This window comes from Marinagarivorans algicola (assembly GCF_001292705.1).
In the GTDB taxonomy this organism is placed as follows: domain Bacteria; phylum Pseudomonadota; class Gammaproteobacteria; order Pseudomonadales; family Cellvibrionaceae; genus Marinagarivorans; species Marinagarivorans algicola.
Window position 1 is genome coordinate 64,253 of sequence record NZ_LGAK01000016.1, and the last position, 24,755, is coordinate 89,007.

Consider the following 24,755-nt stretch of genomic DNA (forward strand, 5'->3'; position numbering starts at 1 on the left):
TACATAAAGCAGCTCCCTTAAGGCTGGGGTCATTAGCATTCAAATTGACGAGCTTCATACATTTAACGTCAAAACAAAATCTAGGGTGCGCTGATACTAAAAAGTAGCGTCTCAATCATGCACCCAAAAGAATTGATACGCGCGATACGTATCACAATCCGCAGCAAAAGAAATGATATAGACACACCAATGCGGATTATGGGACAAATCAAGTCCCGAAAAACACCTCAAGCAGTGCCATATTATTGACATTTGCGCTATTTTTAAGCACTTTTACTGAGCAGTGTCAGAATGTAGTTTTTCCATTGATTTTTATTTTGTACACCGAATAAACTATATTTGGTGACATGAGTAACATTAATCATGTTACTCATGGTGAGAGGCTATAGACTTTTATAGTCAAACCACGCAAAGCGTGCTTGAGAGGCGGCCTTTTGCTCGCTAGTGGCATACATTCCCACATAAGGACCGTTAAAGCCAAAAGCCTCTTCAAAAGAAATAACCGCCATATCCAGCTCCCGACCAATCGGCTTTAAATCGGCTTCGTTTGCGCCGAACAAAAACTGTAATTTACGCCCACGCGCTTGCGCACTTAACACCACGGTATCGTGGGTATAAGCAATACGCGCAATACGTGTTGCAACACCTTGGCGCACCTGTGTAACCACCAAAGCATCGGCCTCTTTCATAAAAGTAAAATGGCTTTGGCTATTGCGATAGATAGCTATACCAGCTTGCTCGCCTGACTTTAGCGTACTGAAATTGAGTTGCGTTGTCGCTGTAAAAACGTGATCTTCTATTCGTCGGGCTATAAATGACGGGTTAGTCAGCGCTCGTAAATTTTGTATACGTGGCTGCAATACCAAACTACCGTTACCAACGGAATACCACTGGCTTTGCGGTGTGCGTAGCATATTCCACTGCAGCGCCAATGTAGGGCTATTAAAGTCATCTCTGATAGGCGTTTTTTTAACCGGCGACCAAGGCAGATTGGGGCGCTTTTGCGTAAGTGTCACCCGGCCAATACCAGGGTTAAAAATAGGGGTCTCACCCTCAAATTTAACCGGTGTTAAGAAAGTTTCACGAGCAAGTAAAGTAGCGCCTTCTACATAACGCTTGCCCAGCATCACCGCCCACCAGTCACCTTTTTGAGTTTGTACTAAATCGGCATGCCCTATTGAATGAATAGGGTAGTCACGCCCTAAGTGACGGTGAGTTAAGACGGGGTTCACATAATCGGCCACATAAGGGCCCCAAACACTTTTACTATGATGGGCGGTAACACTATGAAAGTATCCTGTTCCCCCTTCCGCCACTAATAATAAATACTGGCCATTGATTTTATAAAGGTGCGGTCCTTCAGTCCAACTGGCGTTATTGGCATGGCCAAAAGTCAGCTGCTTGCGAGGGCCCACTAACTTACCCAAACGAGTATCTAGCTCTTGCAGCCAGACACCTTGCTGGTCTACCCAAGCCTCTTTTCCTGTTAAATTACCATGCCCAACATAATACGCTTTGCCATCATCATCCCACATAATAGAAGGGTCAATGCCTGGTGAGTCGAGCCATACAGGGTCAGACCAAGGCCCTTCTGGCTTTTTAGCGGTCACGTAAAAGTTACCGCCTCTAGTGCACTGAACACAGGTGGTCACCAAGTAAAAGACTCCTTGATGGTGGCGAATAGTCACGGCATAAATACCGTTATAGTCACCTAAACCTTCTTGCAATTTAAGCTGATCTTGGCGATGCAAGCCATGACCAATAAGCTCCCAGTTAACAAGGTCTTTACTACGATGAATAGGCATACCGGGAAACCACTCAAAAGTGGAGTTCACCATATAATAAGTATCATTAACACGTACGATAGACGGATCGGGGTAAAACCCAGACAAAATGGGATTAGAAAAAGATTCTTGTGCTGTTGCCCATACACGACCTGAAAGCACCAAAGAGCACAGCTCAAAAAATAGCCCAAGCAACAAAAACGATAGCGCTTTGGCATAAAAGGGCAGCTTAACCTGAATATTAAAAGCAAACATGATGATCGACCTACAAATTAGTGATTGAATGATTATGGATTCACCTGCGCCGATCAGCCTATCGATAAAATGCCATTAAGGCGTCTCACTCTTAACAAAATTCGGATACTGATAAGTTATTGTCGCACCATCAAGCATAAATAAAATACTCATTCACCCTATCTAGTGCACACTTTAAGAGCTGTGAGCAATGAGCTACTTTGCTTGAAGACCCCATTATGACTTACAATTAGCAGTTTTTTAGGCTGTTTAATACCGTCAATTCTTAGGAACTTCAACGCGTGAGAGTTTTAAATTTTCGATTGCTAAGTCTGTTGCTCATTTCAATTGTGGCATCTACCTTGCTGGTGGTTACAGTTTTCATAGCTTCACGTATTGAGACCCCTTTATTGCCAGCCGAAAAAAGCCCTCTGCCGTGGCAGGCAATCTTTACGTCTGATGGCTATGAAGGCGGAAATACGCATATTGCTGCACGCGATAGCCGCTACGCTCTCGATTTTGATTTTAGCTTAGATAAAGGCCAAAACGCCTTTCCTTTTGCGATGGTAACACTACAAATCAGTCAATCTGAGAATGACGCAGAAAACACCCTATTTGATGCCTCCCAATACTCGAGTATCAAACTCACGGTGAAATGTCAGCCGTATAATGTCCTTAGCTTTGCTGCGCATGCCTATGACAAGAGCATATCGACCCTAGGAGATGCTTCAAGCTATCGTATTTCTACGCACTTTTTAACCTGTCGCGACCAATGGCAGTCTGTTACTATTGACTTAAAGCGCCTTAAAACACCCGAATGGTGGTTAGAGCAACGGGGCTTACCCTACTCTAGCCAGCATTACGACCTGAGTCAGTTAAAGAGCTTTTCGGTAACGACCTCCAACCAAAGCCCTGCTGCGCAAATATCTAATGTCAAAATTAGCGAGTTCACGCTTATTGGCCAAAACACCCTGTATCGCTATGCAAGTGTAGTGGTTGTTGCGCTTTTTTGGGTGGGATTAATTTTATGGCTCATTCATCAGCACACCCAACAATTAGCCCGTAAACTCCGTGCCGAGCTCAAACAAGATCCCCCATCTAAGCTCGAGCCACAATCAGTTAACTTTGAGTCTCGACAAGATAAAGAAAAATACGACGTCCTGCATTTTCTTGCTCATGAATACACAAATCCTGACTTATCAATGGAAGTGCTCGTTAATACACTGGGCATTAATCGCGATAAGATCAATAATATTCTTAAGCAAGAAACGGAACTCACCTTTTCAACCTACCTCAACCAACTTCGCCTGCAAGAGGCCGCTCGTCTACTCGAAACAAAAAAAGCGAGTATCACCGAAATTGCATATGCAGTGGGCTATAAAAGTGTCAACTACTTTAACCGACTATTTAAAAAAACCTATCACATCACACCCAAAGCCTACCGAGAGCAAAATAGCATTCAGTAACCGGTGGTCACATTCTGCAAATAACGCGCAGCCTAAGAGCTCAAACCGAAAAGCGCATAGAGTGAAAGATGCAAGGTCAAAGATCAACCGTAAGCCGTCTTGTGCGGACCTTACAGATCTCCCCCTCCAGCCCAGTATCCCTTCTATGCCTTTTAAGTGCCGGCGCATGACTTTAGAGCGTTTAGTGCCAGCCTAGAAAAAATAGCGCTACCACTGCGAATGCTGACGCTTAAGTCGCAAACTATTGATTGTAATCGCACTAGAGCAGCACTCATGCGTGCTATGTAAGCACTTGGACTATTAGCTAAATAACATATCCTTTTTGCAGATTCTTATTATTATCGTGCTTTTTGTAAAGTACAGGCCTTTTAAAAACCTAAGATGTAAATCAATGAATAATTATTGACAAGCTCTCTCAGCAAGCGCAAGGATAAGAGAGTCGGTCAATATTGTTTGAGTCTCATCATAACGCTTTGGCCTAATTATGAAAAAAACAACACTGCAAATGATTTTGAAGACAACGACTCTCACCGGACTTTTAGCAAGCCACACCGGTTATGCCAATCACTCGCCTACCCATAACCTACTCGCAAGCGACGGCACATTTGAGCAAGGCCAGCAACTTTACTCATATTATTACGCGCTCGAAAATGGCCAAGCCATATTTACAGATACGGCCAATTTTACAGTCGATAGCACAACACCGAATCCTTATGACATCCAATTGATACACCCTACCAGTGTCATGGCAGGCCAAGAGTATTCTTTATGTTATGACGCCAAAGCCAGTGGTGAGCGCACTATTTACGCCGATATTGATACTGGTGGGCCAACAACTTACGGCAGCCTCACCGATAAAGGCACCACATCGCTCCTCGACACCGCCTACCAAAGCTTCAAAATCACATTCATTGCTAATGCCACTGATACAACCGCGCGCGTGGTTTTTCATCTAGGCGGCAATACCACCGAAGACGTACAACTGGATAACATTGGACTTTATGCAGGCAATCAATGCGCAAGCCCAGCTATAGTAGACAACAGTAGCACTTCATCAAATAGTAGCTCTTCGGTTAGCGTAGTGGATGCCAACTTTCATATTTACCTAGCCTTTGGACAATCAAATATGGAAGGTACGGCAAGCTTCAGCACAGCCGATAACCTCAACGACCCACGCGCACAATTAATTCAAAATTTGAGCTGCCCTAATCTTTCGCGTACATACGGGCAATGGTATACCGCTCAACAACCTTACTTTGGCTGCTGGGGGCAAGTGGGTGTCGCTAACGGGTTTCTCGAGTCGCTCCTCACGCACACGCCTTCCTCAGTCTCTATTGGTTTGGTTCCTATTGCTATTGGCGGTAGTGATATTGGACTTTATCGTAAAGGCGCGCCGATTGGCCGTGGCAACATAGGCACAGAAAAAATTCCCGCCCACTTTGATGGCGGGTATAGCTGGCTGCTCGATCTGACCAAGCAAGCGCAGCAACGCGGTGTCATCAAAGGCATTATTTTTCATCAAGGTGAAACAAACACCTCACAGCAAGACTGGAAAAACAAAGTCAAAGAAATTGTTAACGACTTGAAACAAGATCTTACTTTAGGTGAAGTGCCTTTTCTTGCCGGCGAGTTACTCTACCAAGCAGGTGGCGGTTGCTGTGATGCGCATAATTTAGAGGTCAATAAGCTACCCAGCTTAATCAATAACGCTCATGTTATTTCAGCACAGGGGTTGCAAGGCGCCGACAATGCACACTTTACCTATGATGCTTATAAAATATTTGGTCAGCGTTACGCCGATAAAATGGCTGAACTCATCTACCCCTCTAAAGCGGCAAGCACACTCAAAAAAAGGACGCATATTGATGCATATCAAGCATCAAAAAGAGATGGGGCTACGCCAGTAATAACTGCCAGCTTATTAAAAAGTGATGGGACTTTCCGTCAAGGTCAGCAACTATTTTCACACTTTTACCTCAATACAAGCGGCAGTGCCAGCTTTAATGGTGAAGCTAATTTTACAATTACTCAAGTGTCAAAAAACACCTATGACATTCAACTGATTCACCGTGTAGGCATTCAAGCGGGTGAGCAATACACCTTATGTTATGACGCAAAAGCCAGCCAAAAGCGCACAATTGTTGTTGACGTCGATACCGATGAGCCTGACTACGCGAGTCTAACCCACCAGAAAAATACTCACTATTTGTCCACTGACTACCAAACCTTCACTTTTACATTTACCGCTACCGCAACAGATGAAGTTGCACGTATTGGTTTTCACCTTGGCGGCCAGAGTCTTGCAAATGTGCAGTTAGATAACATCGGATTGTATTTAGGCAATACATGCCTAAATTAATTTAAAAAATTAAGGCTGCTAGCGATTTAAGATACTTGATATGCCAAAACATATTGCTGGCACTGATCAATCACCGTATCGCTTTCAATTATGACCTTTCTACTCACTAGCAATATTTCACATATGTGTATTTATAATTTTATTCATAAGGTAGCATCATGAAGCGATCATTATTAGCCTTAAGCATGGTTACACTGCTTAACGCCTGTGTAGCCATAGACCCTGATCCGACCACAAGCTCAACATCAAAAAATTCTAGTTCAGTATTATTGAGTTCGGCAACACTCAGCTCGGCGGGATTTAGTTCAGCGAGATCTAGCTCAATAACATCGCCACTAAGCTCTTCAAGTACTGCCGTATCGTCATCAATGAGCACAACACCAGCTTCTGCTAGCACTTCATCTGCACCTGTCTTTATTGGCAATATAGCCACAGGGCGCACGTTGCTCAAAGACTCCAGCGGCAACTGTTTTACCTGCCATCAAGATGCCGATGAAGATGGGTATTTTGAAGCTGGTGCCGTAAATGTACGTATCAATGTTAATACCTTCACCTATCCGCAAAATACAAAATATGCCGACGATAATTACACAGGCCAATCAGTTGAAGATCTTGCGCGCTACATTGAAGAGCAAATGCCTCTCAACCCTGCGGGCTGTGTAGATCAATGCGCACAAGATATTGCTGCTTATTTATGGTCACTGCGCGGGCAAAAAGTGGTTATTGGCCCCCAACAATGCACTTCGGAAGATCCCGTCTTATATGGCCGCCGCGCCCTTAAATTCTTGACAAGCTATGAATATCACAATTCATTACAAGCCTTATTTGAGCAGCCTTTACCTGCTGATTATTCCGCGTCGAATAAAATTGTGGGTGATAATACTGTTGGCGGCCTACCCAACCATGCACATTCAAAAATCGGAGAAAACCGTGTTAATTCATACGATAGTAATGCAGCTGATATTGCCAACTGGGCGCTTAACACAAGCGGTGCGCTCTCTTTTGAATGTAAAACAGCGACACAATGCACTCAAGATTTTACTGAGAAGTTTGCATATTATGCTTTTCGTCGCCCACTCACAGTAGCCGAAAAAAACGAATACAGTGCGATAATTAACGAGGCAACGAATTTAGAGATTGGCTTAAAATGGGCCATCCGTTCAGCATTAATGTCTCCGCAATTTTTGTATCGAGAAGAGCTAGGCCGTACTGCCGCACAAGCGCTTATCGATATTAATAAGACCCCCGAGCGCATCATTTATGAACCAGCAGCTGAGCCCACGATAATTACCGGAAATAGCCCTGCCAATTCGGGTTATACTTTTACGGGTAACGACCTTCTGATTATGACATTCACAGCAACATCACCGCTCGATTATAGCGTATCACCACCGATTGAAAGTGGTCTTTACCCTGCCATACGTATCACCGGCAATGGTTATAATAGCGAACCAGTACCCATGAATGGCCCAGGGCCTGTGACTTTACAGTTTCATGTTTCAACACTCACGGGGCCAGTCTATTTTTTAGCTCCGCAAGGTGTGGGCGAAATTAATGGCGTAAAGTATGGCGGCAATTTTAATATGACTGAGTTTTTAATTGCGCCAGCGAAAGTTAAAGAAATACCCGAAACATATAAGCAAAAAGTTACCGCTGCCGAACCCAATAGCTATGTACTTGATAGCTTTGAATACGCTTCAGCTTTATCTTATTTATTGACCGCTTCATCGCCAGATAAAGCATTAATGAAAGCGGCATTAATCGGTGATTTAGAAAACCCATTAAACGTCGAAAAGCATATTGATCGTTTAATGGATTCATCTTTGGGACGCGCTCAAGTTGAACGCTTTGCGGGCCTCTGGTTTGGCACAGACCAAGTACGTAACGTGAATCGCTTTGGTAATGACAATTTTACCCGCGATGTTAAAAATGCTATGGCTCAAGAAATTCGTACTTTATTTGCTCACGCCTTTTACGATAAAGACGTCGCCTATCGCGAGCTATTAGAAGCTGACTTTACTTTTTTAAATAAAACTTTATCCGAATTTTATGGCATAACCGGTGCCAATAGTGATGAGTTTGTAAAAGTCTCTACTGCTGGTACGCCGCGCGGAGGATTAGTCGCATCCGGAGCCTTTATGGCACTCAATGCACACGATGATCGTACTTCTCCTATTAAGCGAGCCGTGCATTTACGCCAAGATTTTTTATGTCAATCTATTCCCCAGCCCGAAGCTTTAGATGATGGTGACGAACGTATTGCCGCCGTCGACCTAGCGAAATCTCGCGAGCAAGCAGGTGATTTAACTACTACAGAGTTTTATGACATTCAAACTAATGTACCCGGCACTGGCTGTGCGGTTTGTCACAACGCGGTCATCAATCCTCTTTTCGCTATCGACGATTTTGATAATGTTGGCCTACCGCGCTCTGTTGTTGACGGTCAAATTGTGCAAACAGGTCTAGGGCCTAACGGCGCAGCTAACGTGCCCATTCAGGCGGTGAATACTGGAGGTTTTCTTTTCTCGGGGCATGCACTTGGAGCCATCGATACACAAGCGGCTGATAATGCGAAAACACAGGGTAATGGTATTGCTTTTAGCGGCGCCAAAGCACTGTCAAAGGCACTCGTTCATAATAACCTGCCTGGTGTTGATGCCTGTTTAATTCAAAAAACATATCGCTATGCCTTAGGCACACCAATTACACAATCCGATGTGGATACCCGGTTTGAAGCCTCGCTCAATACAGCAGAGCAAGGCCAAATGCTCTGCATGCAAGATGCACTGAATAGAGCATTAGGCTCTGCTAATGACCCTAAAGCCATGTTAAAAGCGCTGAGCTTATCTGATGTTGTACGCTTTAGGCGCTAGCGGGTCGCCCCCTATACACACTAAACAATCATAATCTTAGCCATAACAGTCATACGTGCCAACCATTAATATTCGTATGTATGATGACATCAACATTCGCGGCGCCAATAGTCAGGCAGTACCACCGCTATGTAACAGGGTAAATACTTTATGAAAGCGATTGATGAAATATTACAACACCATAAACATGAACATACTCAACTAGACATACAGCGATTAGCACTTATCGACAAAGAAAAAAACGCAAAGAGTGAGTACTTTAAAAAATATGCGCGCGACATTAACACTCGCCGCACTCTCTTTCGCAAAAATCGTCGTCAGCTTTTAGATTTTCTGGGCCGTACTGGTGTTGCAAGTGGGGTATTGCGTACATTCCCAGCCATTGCTGGCGTTCTAGGTGCACGCCATGCCATCGCACAAGAAACTACCCGCGCTGTGTTTTGCTATATCAACAGTGGCGCACCGAACGGGTATTGGCTACCCAAAAGTCAAACCGAAATGAATTTAGTGACCGAACCTTATGCCGATGTGGCAAGCATTTGCCATTTTCGTGAAGTTGACGCTGTTGTCGCAGGTCATGGTCGCGCCACGACCGCACTGGGTGCACGCGCTTACGGACAACCCACCAGCGATTCAATTGCAGCCCCGGCCTTAAGCGCCTCTACGCCTTTTTCATCGATATTTTTAGGCAGCGATGCAACCGGCCAAGATATTAGTGCTTATGGCAAACCCAAATCGGATCCTCTTATTGCCTTAAAAGATTATTTTTCATCGGGTGCTGGTGATAACGATGGGCCCGACACCACTTATTTAAAAGTATACCAAGCACAAATGCGAGCGATTGAGGGAATTAAAAACAAACTTTCTGCCGATGAGCGTGAACGCTTACAAGAGCATTCAGCTGCACTAGAAAAAATAGAAACTCGCATTACTGATTTCTTAAATGGTAACAGCATTGACCCAAGCACTTGCGCACCGACCCTGCCACCTAAAAGCGACTATATTTTAACGGTAGGCGCTGGCGAGCAAACTAAAATGCTAGAGCACGGCAAGGTACAAGCTGACATTATTATTGCTGCCTTAAAGTGCGGCTTAACCAATGTAGCCACCTTACAGCTAGGAGCAGAATCGGGCACTTGGAAAACCCATGGGGTTAATCATTACGGTGGCTTTACAGGAGACTCTCACGGCTCGGTGCATGCGGGTTATTCGCTAGCCAATAAAAATAATCTACCAATCTCTTATGTAGAGTGTCATCGCTATTTATCGCAGGTGCCGGCCTACTTAATCAAGCAATTAATGAATAACAATGGCCCTGATGGAAAACCCCTTATTGATACTACCGCTTTTGCACAAGTGACCTGTATGGGTAACGGTATGGATCACACCACCTCTCATGCACCCTTTATTTTAGCTACACGCTTACCAAGCTTTAATACTGGATTTTCAGCTTTGAATCAAAGCGCTACCAACAACGGCTCAACCTATGATTTTAACGAAACAGTATTAAAAGGCCTCGGCGTCGCAGGTGACTTCCCTTCAGCTAATACTCTAGGTTTAGTTTAATCCAGTAAGATCTGTTGCTGCTATTACAGGTACCGAGATTGGGCGCTGATGAACCGTTGGCAAAGCCACTTAAACCATCGACGACTTGGTGCTTTCGGGTTAGGCAATGCGATGTCTAATTTTGCCTATTTCTGTGCAGCGATAAAGGCTCTATCCCCACGCATCCATGTTGGGGCTGGATGCTATAAACGGGTCCCGATACTGAACACCTAGAGGCTCAACCATCAACACTGAATAGGGCATACTTTTCAACTTGGCTGAATAATGCCTTTCTATAGCTATCACAATATATCTATCGCAAATGCCGAGTGGCTTTGTAGGTTTCTTGAATCAGTAATGCATCATGGCTTGCACGATGCCGGCCAAATGCAAATTTTTCGATGAGTTCATCGCGCACCTCAGCCCATACCGCCTGCTGCTGCTCAGATTGAATTGACTCAATAGGCGAGAGCGTAAATGTAGGTTTTATACCTGCTGCTTTATACAACGTATTAAGCCAAGGCTTATCAACAACCCAGCCATCGGAGTAGACCGTTTGCTCACGCAAGAGCTGATTTAATCTTAAGCATACATCGCCAATAGGTAGGCCATGACGAGCCAAGTCCGCTTGTTGTATTTGATGCACCTTTTCAGCACTAGCGTCCCAGTGCGTCCACTGCTCTAAAGGAATAATCAATGTACAAAAGCGCTCGCCATTACTCAGCGCCACACCGACTTCGATCGGGTAGCTATCATAACCAAAGCCTGAGGCTTCAAAGTCTAGAATACTGGGTAACATGGCACGCCTTTGTAATGACTTTTTATTATTTATTGCTTATACGAAATACATATTGACTTAATAAGATTAGCTACTGCCGCGCTACTTAACCACTTTCAGCATTGGCTTTTTGACAGACTTCTCTTTTGGCTTAGTTTCTTTAGGCGGGGTTGACGGAGGCGTTGGCTCGGGCTCAAACATCATACCTTTGCCGTTTTCTTTAGCATAAATACCCATTACCGCATGATTGGGAACATATAAATCTGTCGGTACACCGCCAAAGCGGGCGTTAAAGCTAATTGCGTCATTGCTCATGTCAAGGCCCATAATGGCATTAGGCGCTACGTTCAAAATAATTTGACCGTCCTTTCCCACAAAATCTTGTGGCACACTCACATCTTGCTCGTTGGCATTAACCAATAAATAAGGGGTGAGATTATTATCGTTTATCCACTCATAGAGTGCGCGTATAAGATAAGGGCGGCTAGAGGTCATCGTCATATTTTGGCCTTAGAGGTTACGACTGAACAGTTGCAAAACAAGGTGCGTAGTATGGCGCTAAGGTGTCTGGGCGGCAAGACTCAAAAGCAACATAGCCCATATAAAAAACCCAGCACTTGCTGGGTTTTTTATATGGGCTATGTTGCTTAGGGCCGTAGAAGCCCTAATCTGGGCGCTTAATGAATATCGCGCCAGTATTCACGGTTCAAGAACCATACGCAAACAAACAATAACATTAAAAATAACAGTACATAAATACCAATAGTTTGGCGCTTATCAGCAATAGGCTCACCTACATACTCTATAAAGTTGACTAGATCGACCATGGCAGCTCGGTACTCTGATGGGCTCATGGTGCCTTTAATATTACCCACTACTAAAGAGCCACAAGGATCAATCTCACCCAACTCGCCCACCGCATTACGAATGACATGGCCATGATCATCGTACTTAGGCCCTGGCGCACACTCCTGTAAGCCTTGCAACTCCAGTAGGGCGTGGGGCATGCCTACGTTGGCAAAGACCTTATTGTTAACACCGGTAGGGCGTGATTCATCCTTATAAAACGTTAAAAAATAGGTTAGCAACCAATCGGGGTTACGCGAGCGTGAAACCAAGCTCAAATCAGGCGGCATAGCGCCGAACCAGGCTTTAGATTTAACGGGATCCATCGAGCTCACCATGAGATCACCGATTTTTTCATCGCCAAAAATCAGTTGCTCACGCATAACATCACGCGGAATCTCCAAGTCATCAGCCACACGACCAAAACGAGAATATTGTATTGAGTGGCAGCCCATGCAGTAATTCACAAAGGTTTGGGCGCCGCGCTGTAGTGATGCTTTATCGTCAAAATCCGCATGAAAGTGCTCACAAGGCACGGAGCCGCAAGCGGCTCCACCTGCAGCAACGGCTTTAATAGGTACAACCACCAAAACGGCAAACAGTGCCAAACCACCAAAGACTAAAGCTTTACTGAGGCCTTTTTGCTGAACGCGCTCAGGAACCGGTTGGCACTTCTCGCGTGAGGTCCAAAATGGCATACCTAAGAAGTAAGCAAAGTACAAAACCGAGCAAACTTGTGACAGTATAGTGCGCCCAGGCGTAGATTCCTTAACCCCTAAATAGCCCAAAATCACAAATACCGCGGCAAAGGCAATCAAAGCAACGCGGCTAAACCAGCCTTTGTAGCGCATTGACCTCACCGGGCTGCGATCCAACCAAGGTAAAACAAACAATATAGCAATCGCAGCACCCATGGCTACAAAACCTAGAAACTTAGAGTTTAAGGGTCCTATATCAATGGTAACCGCACGCAAAATAGCGTAAAACGGCGTAAAGTACCAAACTGGAGCAATATGCTCAGGGGTTTTAAGTCCGTTGGCCACTTCAAAGTTAGCAAACTCTAAAAAGTAACCGCCCATTTCTGGCGCAAAAAAGATAATCGCACAAAACACAAACAAAAAGACAGTAATACCCACCAAGTCGTGAACCGTGTAAAACGGGTGGAAGGGTACGCCATCTTTAGGGATACCATTTTCATCTTTGTTCTTTTTAATGTCGATGCCATCAGGGTTGTTAGAGCCAACTTCATGCAATGCTAAAATATGCATCACCACCAAGCCCAATAAGACAATCGGCATAGCCACAACATGCAATGCAAAAAAGCGGCTTAAAGTAGCACCCGAAATAAGATAATCACCACGAATCCACTGAACAAGGTCTTCGCCAATAACAGGAATAGCACCAAACAAATTTACAATAACCTGTGCGCCCCAATAGCTCATCTGACCCCAAGGTAATACGTAGCCCATAAAGGCCTCAGCCATAAGGACCAAGTATATGAGCATACCAAAAATCCATACAAGCTCGCGTGGAGCCTTATAAGAGCCATACATTAAACCGCGGAACATATGCAGGTAAACAACCACAAAGAATGCCGAGGCACCTGTGGAGTGCATATAGCGTAACAACCAGCCATAAGGCACGTCACGCATAATATATTCAACCGAAGCAAACGCACCTTCTACTGAGGGCTCGTAATGCATCGTTAAGAAAATACCAGTCAACAACTGATTAACCAGTACTAAAATTGATAAGACACCAAAGAAATACCAAAAGTTAAAGTTTTTAGGGGCATAGTATTTACCCATGTGAGTATCCCACGCGCGCACAACAGGCAGGCGGGCATCAATCCAACTTAATAATCCATTCATGCTTAGGCCTCCTGATCTACGCCGACGAGTATCACACTATCACTCAAGTATTTATGGGGGGGGACTTCTAAATTAATTGGTGCAGGTACACCTTGTAATACGCGACCGGCCAAATCAAATTTAGAACCATGGCACTTACAAAAGAAGCCACCGAGCCATTCGCCACCGCTAATTTGCACCGAGCCCACTTTAGGCTGATAGCCAGGGGCACACCCCAAATGTGTACACAAACCCAATAACACTAAAAACTCGTCTTTTTGTGAGCGAAATTTAGGGTCAACATAATCCGGTTGTACTGATTTTTCAGAAGAAGGGTCGCGTAAGAGAGGTTCCATTTTAGCGAGATCGTCCAAGACTTTTTGGGTTCGGCGCACAACATAAATAGGCTTGCCTCGCCATTCAAATGTAACCATTTGGCCAGGTTCAATCCGGCTAATGTTAATTTCAACAGGCGCCCCTGCCGCTTTGGCTCGCTCACTCGGATTCCAAGAACCCACAAATGGCACTGCTACGCCAACCGCACCAACTGCACCAACGGCAGAGGTTACTGCTGTTAACACACGCCGGCGAACTAAATTCGCACCGTCATCACTCATCAAGAAAATCTCCTGTGACTATTTACTGAAGACCAGTAGTATTAAAAGAAAAAATAAACTTATATAGCCATGCTGAGTCTTTTTAGGCTGCTTTGAGCGCCTTTTAGACAACCGTTAAGCACACCTCACACTTTAGCCCTTCAGTACAAGGCTTGAGCTACAAACATTGTACGAATTAAGCCATGAGTATAGACCTATATTCTGCATACCATTAAAACGGCGCCATACTAAAGAAATTAGCCATAAGCCACAAGGTAAAACCTACTTGAGGCAGGGTTAAATCAAAAAAGCGCGCATAAAAAAACCCGAGCAAGCTCGGGTTTTTTTGAACGAATCGTCCAAGCAATGCAGCCAAAGCTGCAAGATATTAACGCTTCGAAAATTGTGGCTTCTTACGTGCTTTACGCAGACCCACTTTCTTACGCTCAACTTCACGTGCATCACGAGTCACATAACCCGCTTTGCGAAGCTCAGGACGATTAGTTTCGTCATACGCCATTAAGGCACGAGTTAGGCCGTGACGGATAGCACCCGCCTGACCAAAACTACCACCACCTTTCACAGTGACGTTTACATCGAATTTTTCAGGAATTTCCAATAACTCAAGAGGCTGGCGCACAATCATGCGTGCAACTTGACGACCAAAGTACTCGTCTAAGCCTTTACCATTAACAACAATAGTGCCATTACCTGGAGTGATGAAAACACGTGCGGTCGAAGTTTTACGACGACCTGTACCGTAGAATTGTTCAGCAGACATAATCAACTTCCGTTAAATGTTAAGCTCTTTGGGTTGTTGGGCTGAATGCGGGTGAGATTCACCAGCGTATACTTTCAGCTTCTTAAACATCGCACGACCAAGTGGGCCTTTAGGCATCATGCCCTTAACCGCAAATTCGATGGCACGCTCAGGGGCTTTGGCAATTAACTTTTCAAAGCTGATCGACTTAATTCCGCCGATGTAACCGCTGTGTGAGTAGTACATTTTATCTTTAGCTTTGTTACCCGTTACGTGTACTTTTTCAGCATTGATTACAACAATGTAATCACCACCGTCAACGTGTGGGGTGAACTCTGGCTTATTCTTGCCGCGTAAGCGGTTCGCAATCTCAGTCGACATGCGACCAAGAGTTTTGCCAGAAGCATCGATAATGTACCAGTCACGTTTTACTGTTTCAGGTTTGGCACTGTATGTCTTCATGTTTTAGGCCTTCAAACGTATGGAATACAATATTTTTTATTACGCTCAGTGTTAATGCACAATGCAATCAACAAATACCGAGCAAACTTATTTAGGGGCTCATCACCACTCCGAGTGTCTACCCTGTCTGCCTATGGTCAAACACCACCGCAAACCGCGCCACATCCTGTAGCACTTGCCGCTTAAATTTAGCAGCTTAAATAACCACTCAACGAGCAGCCAAAATTAGGAGCGCGAATTCTATAGTCTCGCACTGCAATACACAAGTACTTTCTAAGCTACTTTATGAAAAGCTTGGGCCAGAATACTAATTTTTAAGCGCACCTACAGTGGACCCGCGCCCTCATATACAGCCAAAACACCTCTCAATTAAAGACCCTTCGAGACACATTTTTAAGGCTTATGGGCCTGCTCAAGATAGTGCTCGCTTTGCATCTCTAAAAGACGACTCTGGGTGCGCTCAAACTCAAAGACCAGCCGGCCCTGCGCGCTGTAAAGCTCAGCAATCGGGGCGGCAGCACAGAGCACAAGCTTAACATTGCGATCGTAAAACTCATCGACAAGGTAAATAAACCGCCTCGCCTGATCATCGTTACCAACGCCTAATAAGGGCACATTAGATATCAGCACAGCATGGTACTCTCTCGCAATTTCAATATAATCACGCTGAGAGCGCGGACCATCACACAACGCCTCAAAATCAAACCAAATCACGTCATCAGCCACTTGACGAGCCGTAATTTGACGGCCTTCTACATCAATAACCTCGGCATACTTTATGCTGGCGCTATCGGGAATCAAACGCATAAAACATGCCTCCATGGCCGCATGCGTATCAGCATTACAGGGCGTGTAGTACAGCGCTGCTTGCTGCAACGCACGCAATCGATAATCCACCCCCCCATCAACGTTCACCACCTGAGTGTGGCGCAATAATAAATCAATAGCTGGCAAAAAGCGCGCACGCTGCAAGCCATCGCGATACAAGCCTTGCGGCTCAATATTTGACGTCGCCACCAGCGTCACTCCACGAGCAAAGAGCGCCTCTAATAACCCAGCCAAAATCATAGCATCGGTAATATCCGTGACAAAAAACTCATCAAAGCAAATCACACGCGCCTCGCGCGCAATCACATCAGCCACCTGCTCCAGTGGGTTTTTTTGCTCATCAAGTACACCTAACTCATGGTGTACGCGGCGCATAAAACGATGAAAGTGCGTCCGCATTTTTTGCTCAAAGGGTAAAGCGTCATAAAACACATCCATTAAATATGTTTTGCCACGGCCCACTCCACCCCAAAAGTACAAACCTGTAACAGGGGTTTGAGGCTGTTTACGCACACGCGCCCACCACGACGATTTAACCGGCGCGCACAATTTTTCGTAGAGGCGCTGCAGGTATTCTATCGCCTCTCGCTGAGCAGCATCGGCCACAAAATCATCGCGCGCCACATCTTGCAAATAACGCTCGTAAGGCGTGCTATTTGTTAGTTCCACCATTTAACCTTTGCGCGCCAATAGCGCGATAGCTGATTTATTACAACCGCTGAGCCAGTAGCTATAGAGACAAAAAAAGGCCAGAGCAACAACTCCAGCCTTTCATCATTTACCTAAAAGCATCACCCAACCACATCATCGCAGCACAATCACTTACTGTTAGCGCGCCCAAGATACTCGCCTGTACGCGTATCCACACGTACAACTTCACCAGTACACAAGAACAACGGGACTTTAATAATGGCGCCGGTTGCCAAAGTGGCAGGCTTAGTGCCACCTTGCGCAGTATCTCCCTTCAAGCCTGGATCTGTTTCGGTGATCTCTAGCTCGACATGGTTTGGCGGGGTTACAGCTAAAGGCGCACCGTTATACAACGTGACCACACACACATCTTGCTCTTTTAGCCATTTAGCCGTATCGCCAACAGCTGTCGCATCGGCTTGTACCTGCTCAAAACTAGCGGGATCCATAAAATGGAAAAACTCACCATCGTTATAGAGATACTCCATATCTTGATCCATGACATCGGCCGCTTCAAGCTTTTCGCCTGACTTAAACGTACGCTCCCAAACACGTGCCGTTCGTAAATTACGCAACCGCACACGTGCAAACGCCTGCCCTTTACCGGGTTTTACAAATTCATTCTCTACGATGGAGCAAGGATCGCCATCGAGCATCACTTTAAGCCCACTGCGAAAATCGCTGGTAGAATAGTCTGCCATATCTCTTCCTCTTCAGGATCATTCTATAAAAGGTGCCTATGATACCCCGAACACAGCAAGCTGCGTATCCCCCAAGCTGGCAAGATGAGCTAAAAAGCATTATTACCTGCCCCAAAGTTCTATTTGAAGCGCTCGAGCTGCCTCTTAGCGCGCTACCTAGTGCACAACAAGCGCATGCACTATTTAAGGTGCGCGTCACTTTGCCATACCTTAATAGAATCAAAAAAGGTGATCTTAACGATCCACTGCTTAAGCAAGTACTGCCACTAGAGGCTGAACAGTCTTCGCCCGAACACTATAGTGACGATCCTCTGGCCGAGTCACATCACAACCCTGTAAAAGGCGTTATCCATAAATATCATGGTCGCGTTCTCTTGATTGCCGCCAGTCAATGCGCGATTAATTGTCGCTACTGTTTTAGACGCAATTTTGATTACCAAGCTAATAGCCCCAGTCGCGCACAATGGCAAGAGTCGCTAGCCTATATTCACCAAACACCCAGTATTAACGAGGTTATTTTAAGTGGTGGCGACCCCCTCGTCTTAAGCGACTCAACACTCAGCTGGCTTATTGCGCAAATCGAACAAATACCGCACATCACTCGCGTGCGAATCCATACACGCTTACCCATTGTATTACCCCATCGCATCACGCCCGCACTCATCACCTTAATGCAGCGCTCTCGGCTTAATGCCATTATGGTTATTCACTGTAACCACCCCAATGAAATTGATAATGATGTCGTGCAGGCCTTAACAGCAATCAAACATGCAGGTATTACACTACTTAATCAAGCGGTGCTACTGGCCAATATCAATAATAACGCTCAAACACTCATCGCATTGAGCGAGCAACTTTTTAATGCTGGTGTACTACCTTATTACCTACATCTTATGGATACGGTTAAAGGGGCAGCTCATTTTTCGATCCCAGAAAGCGAAGCCATAGCACTTCACCAACAAATGCAAGCCAATCTACCTGGCTTTTTAGTCCCTAAGCTGGTTCGTGAAATTCCGCATCGGGCACACAAAACACTCATATTTTAGTATGAACAATTAATATGTTAATACTGCATCTTCTCCTTTTTCACACACCCAATCTGTACAATTATTATGCTAATCCATGCTATAAGCCGGGACTTGAGTCGATTTAACTTATAGTAATACATAATAAAAACAGCGCGCATCGCCATAAAGGCCACGCAAAGTGGCCGTGACGCCATAATCGCAACATCAATAAAAAATTCAAGAAAGACAAGCCCGCAATACAAACGCTATACTAGTTGGTCAAATACTCAGCAATAATTATAATAAGTACACTAGCAGACCACGCCTTAATGAATGGAATCATCACATAACACATCAAGGGGCTGCACCAAGCTTCACCTATACAGGGTGTTCGCGGAACACAATAAGGCTAAGCATCATGAAAACAACAGACATCGATCATATTTTTAGTACTTTACGCTTACCAAAGCCCGATATCGAGTTGCTGGCTTTTTGCGGGGGCAATAAAGTCAGTAAGGTCAATGCTTGGGTAAATAATCTTAAAACCACACAAACTATTAACACCTGCAACCAACTGTATCAGGCTATTGCACAAATATTGCGACTAAAAACAACAGCCCCCGAGCGCAAAGCAATGCTCGATGAGCTATTTTTAACCGCATACACCAGCTGCCTAAGCCTTGGCAAAGAATTCCTCAACCAACCGCTATCACTCCCAGAGCCAGCACAAAAGTCGGCAATGCTAGGGCAGGCCATTTTAAAATCATTGGCCGCAGGGTACTTACTTTATTTACAAAAGGCATACACCGAAAAAAAACTGAAGGATACTCAGCTAACACAAGCGGCAGAAGCCGCGCATAGCGCATTACAGTGCTTAGCTCTCATGCAGTTACGCAACCAACAACTCTACAGTCAAGCCACGCCTATCATATGGCGCTACGCGAATGCACTTATCCAACTGACCGATCACTTAAATATAGGCGAAACCCTTGTCAAATCAGTGCTGCCCGAATGCCAAGCCCCAACACCCAACCAAGCCTATTTACGTATAGTGGCTTTAGCAGGGGCGCAATTGAATCAATTAACACAAATTGATATGCATAATGTATTTAATGCGCTGGGGCAGTGGTCTGCTATATTAAAGTTCTCCGATGAGCCAACCACTTTCTGGGTCGACCTTCAACAAGATGGCGCTCCGCAGTCTCAAAAGCGCAAGTGCTCCCCCGAATCCGGCCGTATTATTCATATTGATTTCAGCGCTCTCACCCGTCAGTTGTCGCGCTTTATTGCTGGTGATGGACCCGCCATTGGTAATGGCGCTCAAATGAGACTCCCTCTCGAAATTAACCTGCCGACCGTTGTGCATCTTGAATCGGCATGGTCGCGCAGTAGCTTGCGCAGTGACGAGCGCCGCACCAGTACACACACAGCAGAGATTATCATCGGCTTTCAGCAATGCCACAGCAAGCTGAGCGGCGTCGATGACTTTAATGTTTTTCTTGGTGATAACATCTCAGCCCCCAAAAACACCGACATGCTCACCAATCTGATGAGCTCGCTAACCCCTGCAGACAATGCAAACACCAAGACGACACATGCTTTTACCCCCCTCAAAGTCACCACGCAAAACATCAGTAAAGACGGCTACTGCTTGCTTTGGGAGGGCTCGCAAAGCGTGCGCATTCATGCTGGCGACGTTGTGATTATTCGCGAGCATGCAAAACGTGACTGGGGAATTGGCGTTATTCGCTGGATCCGCCAGCTTAAACAACACTCGATACTGGGAGTTCAACTCATCGATACCAAGCCCCAAGCCGTAGGGGCATCGTGTCACTATAAAGAAGGGGGCTATTCAGATTTTATGCGCGCTTTTTTATTGCCAGGCTTACACTCGCATCACAATCCAAGCTTACTCACAGCAAACCTCTTATTTAACGAGCACACAAAAGTCAAAATCAAAGCCAACGCATCTCACCCACCTGTACAAAGCAAAATACTCGACTGCCAAATAACAACGGGGAAAGTCAAAGTTTTTGAACTGCAAAAAGTCGATCTATCAAACCAAGTAAACAGCGCTCAAATGCATGAACTTTAACAAAAGCATGCATTCATACCCAAGATACGACCTTTGGGCTGGTCGCAGGCCAGTCAATTGAGTAAACTCTGCGAATAGCAAGATACCAACACTCGAAAATTAAGTAGGCAGAGCGGGCCATTGTGCTTAATAATGCATAGACTATTGCCTCAGCCTACAATGATATAACACACCTATGCGTAACACTGGAATACTCCACCACGCAAATAAATAAAGTAGAGCGGAATGAACGCCAACAACCCGATCCGATTATTGATATTAAATGACTCGCGTGATGAGGCTAATCGCCTTGTGAGCATGTTGAGCAATGCCGGCAAAACTACTGATGCGCAGCATGTTGAGAGTTTAGAAGCCTTAACCAAAGTCCTGCAAGAGCGTAGCTGGGACCTTCTGATTGGCCATGTAGATACAACCAACCTAACACCCGAGGCCGCCAGAAAACAAATTCGCAAGCATAATAAAGATGTTCCAATGATTATGCTAACCGAAGAAGACGGTAGCTTACCCATCGTAGATGGCCTTAAAAAAGGGGCCGCCGACGTACTAATGATCGATGAAGATCAGCACCTGTTACAAGTCATTACACGTGAACTCAACAATCGAGAGTACCGCAGCCAAAGTCGCTATGCACAACGCAAGCTGAAAGAAGTTGAACGCCGAAATCAACAGCTGCTCGACAGTTCTAAAGATGCCATTGCCTTTGTTGAAGACGGTATGTTTTTGTACGCCAATGATAGCTTTGCCGAGCTACTAGGCTACGCGAGCGGGCAAGATGACCTTGAGTGTACGCCCATCATTGATGTGATTGCCCCTTGCGATCAAGATATGCTAAAAGACTTTTTAAAGGATGTAACCAGTAAAGGTAACATGCTCGATACGCAAGTCTTAGCGTTTCAAGTGATTAATGAAAGCGGCGAGAACAAAACACTAAATGTTGATATTAGCCTTGCTAATTACGATGACGAAACATGCATTCAGTTACTGGTGCCTGGCGTAGGCACCAGTGCTGCAGCCAGCCATACCCACACAGAAACCTCAGCGACAAGCACTAGCAAAAGTACGGATAACAACAACGGGTTAATTGACCGCAATAGTTTCATTGAGAAGCTTCACCGCGCCTTAGATGTTGCCGCCGAGTCAGAAAGTACTGGGGCTGTCATTCATATTGATATCAAAGACTTTTTACCCACAGTGGTTAACAAAGTAGGCGCACTGGCTGCTGATCGCGTTTTAAAAAGCATTGCCACGCACTTAAAGAGCATTTGCCCCAGCAGTGCCACCGCCTGCCAATTTGGAGCAAGTGCGTTTTTAGTGTTATTGCCCACTACCCAAGCGAGCGAGGCACTAGAAGCGGCGCAAGCACTGTGCTCAAGCTTGCGTGAGTTTTATGTTGACATTGATGGCTCGAGCTTGCAGTTTCAATATTTTGTGGGTGCTGGCTTATTCAGTGAAACCACCACAACTCCCGACACCCCGATTATTCACGCACTAAAAGCTTGCACGCTGGCCAGCAAAGATGAAAGTAAGCTAGCCGAGCTTTACGAGCCACCTGCAGAAGATGGCGAAAACTCAGCTCGTAGCGATAAAGATATTGGTCGTTTAATTCAAAAAGCCCTAGACAACGGCCGCTTTAAACTGCTGTTTCAACCCATCCTCAGTTTAAGAGGCTCAACCCAAGAGCATTACGAAGTACTGATGCGCATGCTAGATAGCAAGGGGAATGAGATTACGCCCGACGAGTTTTTGGGAATTGCCGATAACCTAGGCCTAACCGCCAAGCTTGATCGCTGGGTTATTTTAGAGGCGCTCAAAACGCTGTCATCGCACCGCGCGGTGGGCCACAATACACGCTTAATTATCAATTTAAGCCCCGCGTCGATCAAAGACAAAACACTCCCCGACTGGCTGGCGCTAGCATTTAAGGCAAGCAAACTCCCCAGCGATAGTTTGGTGTTTCAGCTCGGTGAGTCAGAGGTCAACGATCACATCACACAGGCCAAAACACTCACAGAAAAACTCACTCACCTCGGTAGCGCCGTGTGTATTAGCCGCTTCGGCTGCAATGTTAACCCATTCAATGCGCTCCAGCATGTACCTGCGAAATACATCAAAATAGATGGCTCATTCACCCATGAACTGCAAAGCGGTGCGCCCGAAAAGTTTAGTGAGTTAGTGACTGAACTGCACACTCTCGAAAAAATCACCATCGTGCCCTTTGTCGAAAACGCCAGTGTACTCTCAAAATTATGGCAGTCAGGCGTGCATTACATTCAAGGCTATTACTTGCAGGCACCAACTGCCAGTATGGATTACGAATTTGAGGGCGACAATTAACGTTTTAATTAAAGCTTAGCCGTAATCATTCAGCCAATCTGAAAAATCTCACCTTACAATAAGTAATGGATTATTTTTTGGGTGCTGTATGAGCTCTGAGAGCGCTTATACAGCGCCCAGCCCCAGCATGGATGCGTGTGGGTAGACGTTACATGAGTACCAAGTCACCGATGGCTTGTGTGGGCCAGATAATAATTCATTAGCATCCAATTTCGGGGTCTCTGGATAGTTACAGCCCAGTTAAAGCAAAGTTACAACACAAGAAAGCGCGCAACCAAATACCACCCATCAGCCCTATCTAGCCCAGCTTTATCCAAGCCAGCCAAAAAATTATAATACCTGCACAGACATCCACACTCACTCTACACCTACATCGCCCAAGCTGCGCTTAGGGTCACTAAAGGCATACCTAGTAACTTGAATCGATTTTTTGCACTAGGGCTTGATATTGCATCTCAATTTTCGTTTTTCAGTGTAGGTACTTGTTGCTGCAAGCTTTCGAGTAACGCTTCAAATTGCGCCCCCTCGAAGGCCTTTAAACGCGTAAATTGCTCCTCCCCCAAAAACGCGGCACTGTCACTCAAGTACGCCCGCTTATAGGCCTGTAAGGCATTTTTTAGCGCCTGCTGATGGCTCCGAGCTATACTATTACGACTATTGGCGTTGACAGGGTTATAACGGCTAGTGCTGTTATGATCAGCCACTAGGCCCGCCACAGTCCGCTCAAATTCACGCTGATGGGTAAGTTTACTCAATAATAACTGACTCTGTTGCTCGGTGGTTAAAGCACTCGCCCCACTTAAGCCTTGCTGCAATTGAGACAACTGGTATTGCGCAAAATCGGAATCCTTAAGTAGTGTATATTTTTCGCTCTCTTCGTCTCCTAGTATGTCATACACCTGCATATCAAGGGCCGTTAACGCTTCTTGCTGCTCCATAATTAGCGAATCCACCTGCTTTTGGCTCGCATAGTAATCTTGCACCGGAGCATTTAATAACGCTTCTCTTTGTGCAAATAACGCCATCAAAGTCTCGGTATCTTTAGGTGCCAAAGTCAATGCTTGCAATAATAATCGGTATTTTTGTAACACAATACGCTGGCTCTGCTCCGCGTTCATGATTGGTTTTGCATCAATATTAGTGTCACGTTCATTAATGTAGGGCGCGCACATAGCGGCCATAGCCATTTCATCAAACGGCTTAACAGCAGGCGCCAAGGAGCTGGGTTGACAACTCGCCTGAGGAATTAAGACTGTCGCTGTGTCGGTCAGCTCTAGCTGCATGATTTGACGCTCTAATTGACGCACCTTAAAGCGTAAATCTTTATTTTGCTCCAACCAAAAAGCCGCAACAACCGAGCACACCAATACTGCGCAAGCTAATAAGCCAATTGCGCTCTTCACCGATTAAACCTACAAGTCATCAAATACTACCTTTTTACTGATGGTTAACCTGCCATCATTGTTCACAGCCCATGAAGAGACCCTATTGCTAGATTCTATGATTCAACCTTATTCTCACATAATAATAGCTCAACACAGCCTCAA

General features: G+C 45.3%; 18 protein-coding genes. 7 read left to right on the forward strand and 11 right to left on the reverse strand.

Going from position 1 to position 24,755, the window contains the following annotated elements; all coding sequences use genetic code 11:
• Positions 1-383 precede the first annotated feature (383 nt).
• On the reverse strand, positions 384-2,039 hold the full coding sequence (locus AC438_RS07225; RefSeq protein ID WP_082354019.1) for a glycoside hydrolase family 43 protein: 1,656 nt from the start codon (positions 2,037-2,039) through the stop codon (positions 384-386).
• Positions 2,040-2,428: 389 nt separating this feature from the next.
• On the opposite strand from AC438_RS07225, the gene AC438_RS07230 reads away from it, so the two are divergent.
• Together AC438_RS07230 and AC438_RS07235 are read left to right on the forward strand one after the other, a co-directional pair.
• A complete protein-coding gene (locus AC438_RS07230) occupies positions 2,429-3,484 on the forward strand; it encodes a helix-turn-helix domain-containing protein (RefSeq protein ID WP_162230704.1) in 1,056 nt (351 codons plus the stop codon).
• Between the two features lie 484 nt (positions 3,485-3,968).
• Complete coding sequence (locus AC438_RS07235; RefSeq protein ID WP_053980577.1) at positions 3,969-5,843, forward strand: sialate O-acetylesterase; 1,875 nt, start codon at positions 3,969-3,971, stop codon at positions 5,841-5,843.
• A 139-nt stretch (positions 5,844-5,982) separates the two neighbouring features.
• On the opposite strand, the gene AC438_RS16950 is transcribed toward AC438_RS07235, so the two are convergent.
• Complete coding sequence (locus AC438_RS16950; RefSeq protein WP_162230705.1) at positions 5,983-6,240, reverse strand: hypothetical protein; 258 nt, start codon at positions 6,238-6,240, stop codon at positions 5,983-5,985.
• On the opposite strand from AC438_RS16950, the gene AC438_RS07245 reads away from it, so the two are divergent.
• Complete coding sequence (locus AC438_RS07245) at positions 6,212-8,716, forward strand: DUF1592 domain-containing protein (protein ID WP_162230706.1); 2,505 nt, start codon at positions 6,212-6,214, stop codon at positions 8,714-8,716. The genes AC438_RS16950 and AC438_RS07245 overlap by 29 nt on opposite strands.
• Before the next feature lie 150 nt (positions 8,717-8,866).
• Positions 8,867-10,282 (forward strand): DUF1552 domain-containing protein, encoded by a 1,416-nt coding sequence (locus tag AC438_RS07250; protein WP_053980580.1) that lies wholly within the window; start codon positions 8,867-8,869, stop codon positions 10,280-10,282.
• Positions 10,283-10,574: 292 nt separating this feature from the next.
• Here the strand turns inward: AC438_RS07250 and AC438_RS07255 are convergent, their stop codons facing one another.
• From AC438_RS07255 to efp, 8 genes are all read right to left on the reverse strand, one after another.
• A complete protein-coding gene (locus AC438_RS07255; RefSeq protein WP_053980581.1) occupies positions 10,575-11,060 on the reverse strand; it encodes a hypothetical protein in 486 nt (161 codons plus the stop codon).
• Positions 11,061-11,141: 81 nt separating this feature from the next.
• Positions 11,142-11,540 carry a ClpXP protease specificity-enhancing factor gene (locus tag AC438_RS07260; RefSeq protein WP_053980582.1) on the reverse strand — a complete coding sequence of 133 codons (399 nt, stop codon included), beginning with the start codon at positions 11,538-11,540 and terminating at the stop codon, positions 11,142-11,144.
• Positions 11,541-11,716: 176 nt separating this feature from the next.
• The gene (locus AC438_RS07265; protein WP_053980583.1) at positions 11,717-13,756 is read right to left on the reverse strand and encodes a ubiquinol-cytochrome c reductase; all 2,040 of its coding nucleotides are present in this window, start codon (positions 13,754-13,756) and stop codon (positions 11,717-11,719) included.
• Positions 13,757-13,758: 2 nt separating this feature from the next.
• Positions 13,759-14,352: a ubiquinol-cytochrome c reductase iron-sulfur subunit gene (gene petA, locus AC438_RS07270; RefSeq protein WP_053980584.1), complete on the reverse strand. Its 594-nt coding sequence runs from the start codon at positions 14,350-14,352 to the stop codon at positions 13,759-13,761.
• A gap of 367 nt (positions 14,353-14,719) precedes the next feature.
• Positions 14,720-15,112 carry a 30S ribosomal protein S9 gene (rpsI, locus tag AC438_RS07275; RefSeq protein ID WP_053980585.1) on the reverse strand — a complete coding sequence of 131 codons (393 nt, stop codon included), beginning with the start codon at positions 15,110-15,112 and terminating at the stop codon, positions 14,720-14,722.
• Positions 15,113-15,124: 12 nt separating this feature from the next.
• Positions 15,125-15,553 (reverse strand): 50S ribosomal protein L13, encoded by a 429-nt coding sequence (rplM, locus tag AC438_RS07280; RefSeq protein WP_053980586.1) that lies wholly within the window; start codon positions 15,551-15,553, stop codon positions 15,125-15,127.
• 393 nt (positions 15,554-15,946) lie between these two features.
• Positions 15,947-17,050 carry a cell division protein ZapE gene (gene zapE / locus AC438_RS07285; RefSeq protein ID WP_238376343.1) on the reverse strand — a complete coding sequence of 368 codons (1,104 nt, stop codon included), beginning with the start codon at positions 17,048-17,050 and terminating at the stop codon, positions 15,947-15,949.
• A gap of 149 nt (positions 17,051-17,199) precedes the next feature.
• Positions 17,200-17,772 (reverse strand): elongation factor P, encoded by a 573-nt coding sequence (gene efp, locus AC438_RS07290; protein WP_053980588.1) that lies wholly within the window; start codon positions 17,770-17,772, stop codon positions 17,200-17,202.
• 38 nt (positions 17,773-17,810) lie between these two features.
• Between efp and epmB the strand changes: the two genes are divergently transcribed.
• The 3 genes from epmB (at position 17,811) to AC438_RS07305 (ending at position 23,208) form a co-directional block, all read left to right on the forward strand.
• Positions 17,811-18,818 (forward strand): EF-P beta-lysylation protein EpmB, encoded by a 1,008-nt coding sequence (gene epmB, locus AC438_RS07295; RefSeq protein WP_053980589.1) that lies wholly within the window; start codon positions 17,811-17,813, stop codon positions 18,816-18,818.
• A 379-nt stretch (positions 18,819-19,197) separates the two neighbouring features.
• A complete protein-coding gene (locus AC438_RS07300) occupies positions 19,198-20,874 on the forward strand; it encodes a hypothetical protein (protein ID WP_053980590.1) in 1,677 nt (558 codons plus the stop codon).
• Positions 20,875-21,099: 225 nt separating this feature from the next.
• Complete coding sequence (locus AC438_RS07305) at positions 21,100-23,208, forward strand: EAL domain-containing response regulator (protein ID WP_053980591.1); 2,109 nt, start codon at positions 21,100-21,102, stop codon at positions 23,206-23,208.
• Positions 23,209-23,663: 455 nt separating this feature from the next.
• On the opposite strand, the gene AC438_RS07310 is transcribed toward AC438_RS07305, so the two are convergent.
• The gene (locus tag AC438_RS07310) at positions 23,664-24,611 is read right to left on the reverse strand and encodes a hypothetical protein (RefSeq protein WP_053980592.1); all 948 of its coding nucleotides are present in this window, start codon (positions 24,609-24,611) and stop codon (positions 23,664-23,666) included.
• Between the last annotated feature and the right edge of the window lie 144 nt (positions 24,612-24,755).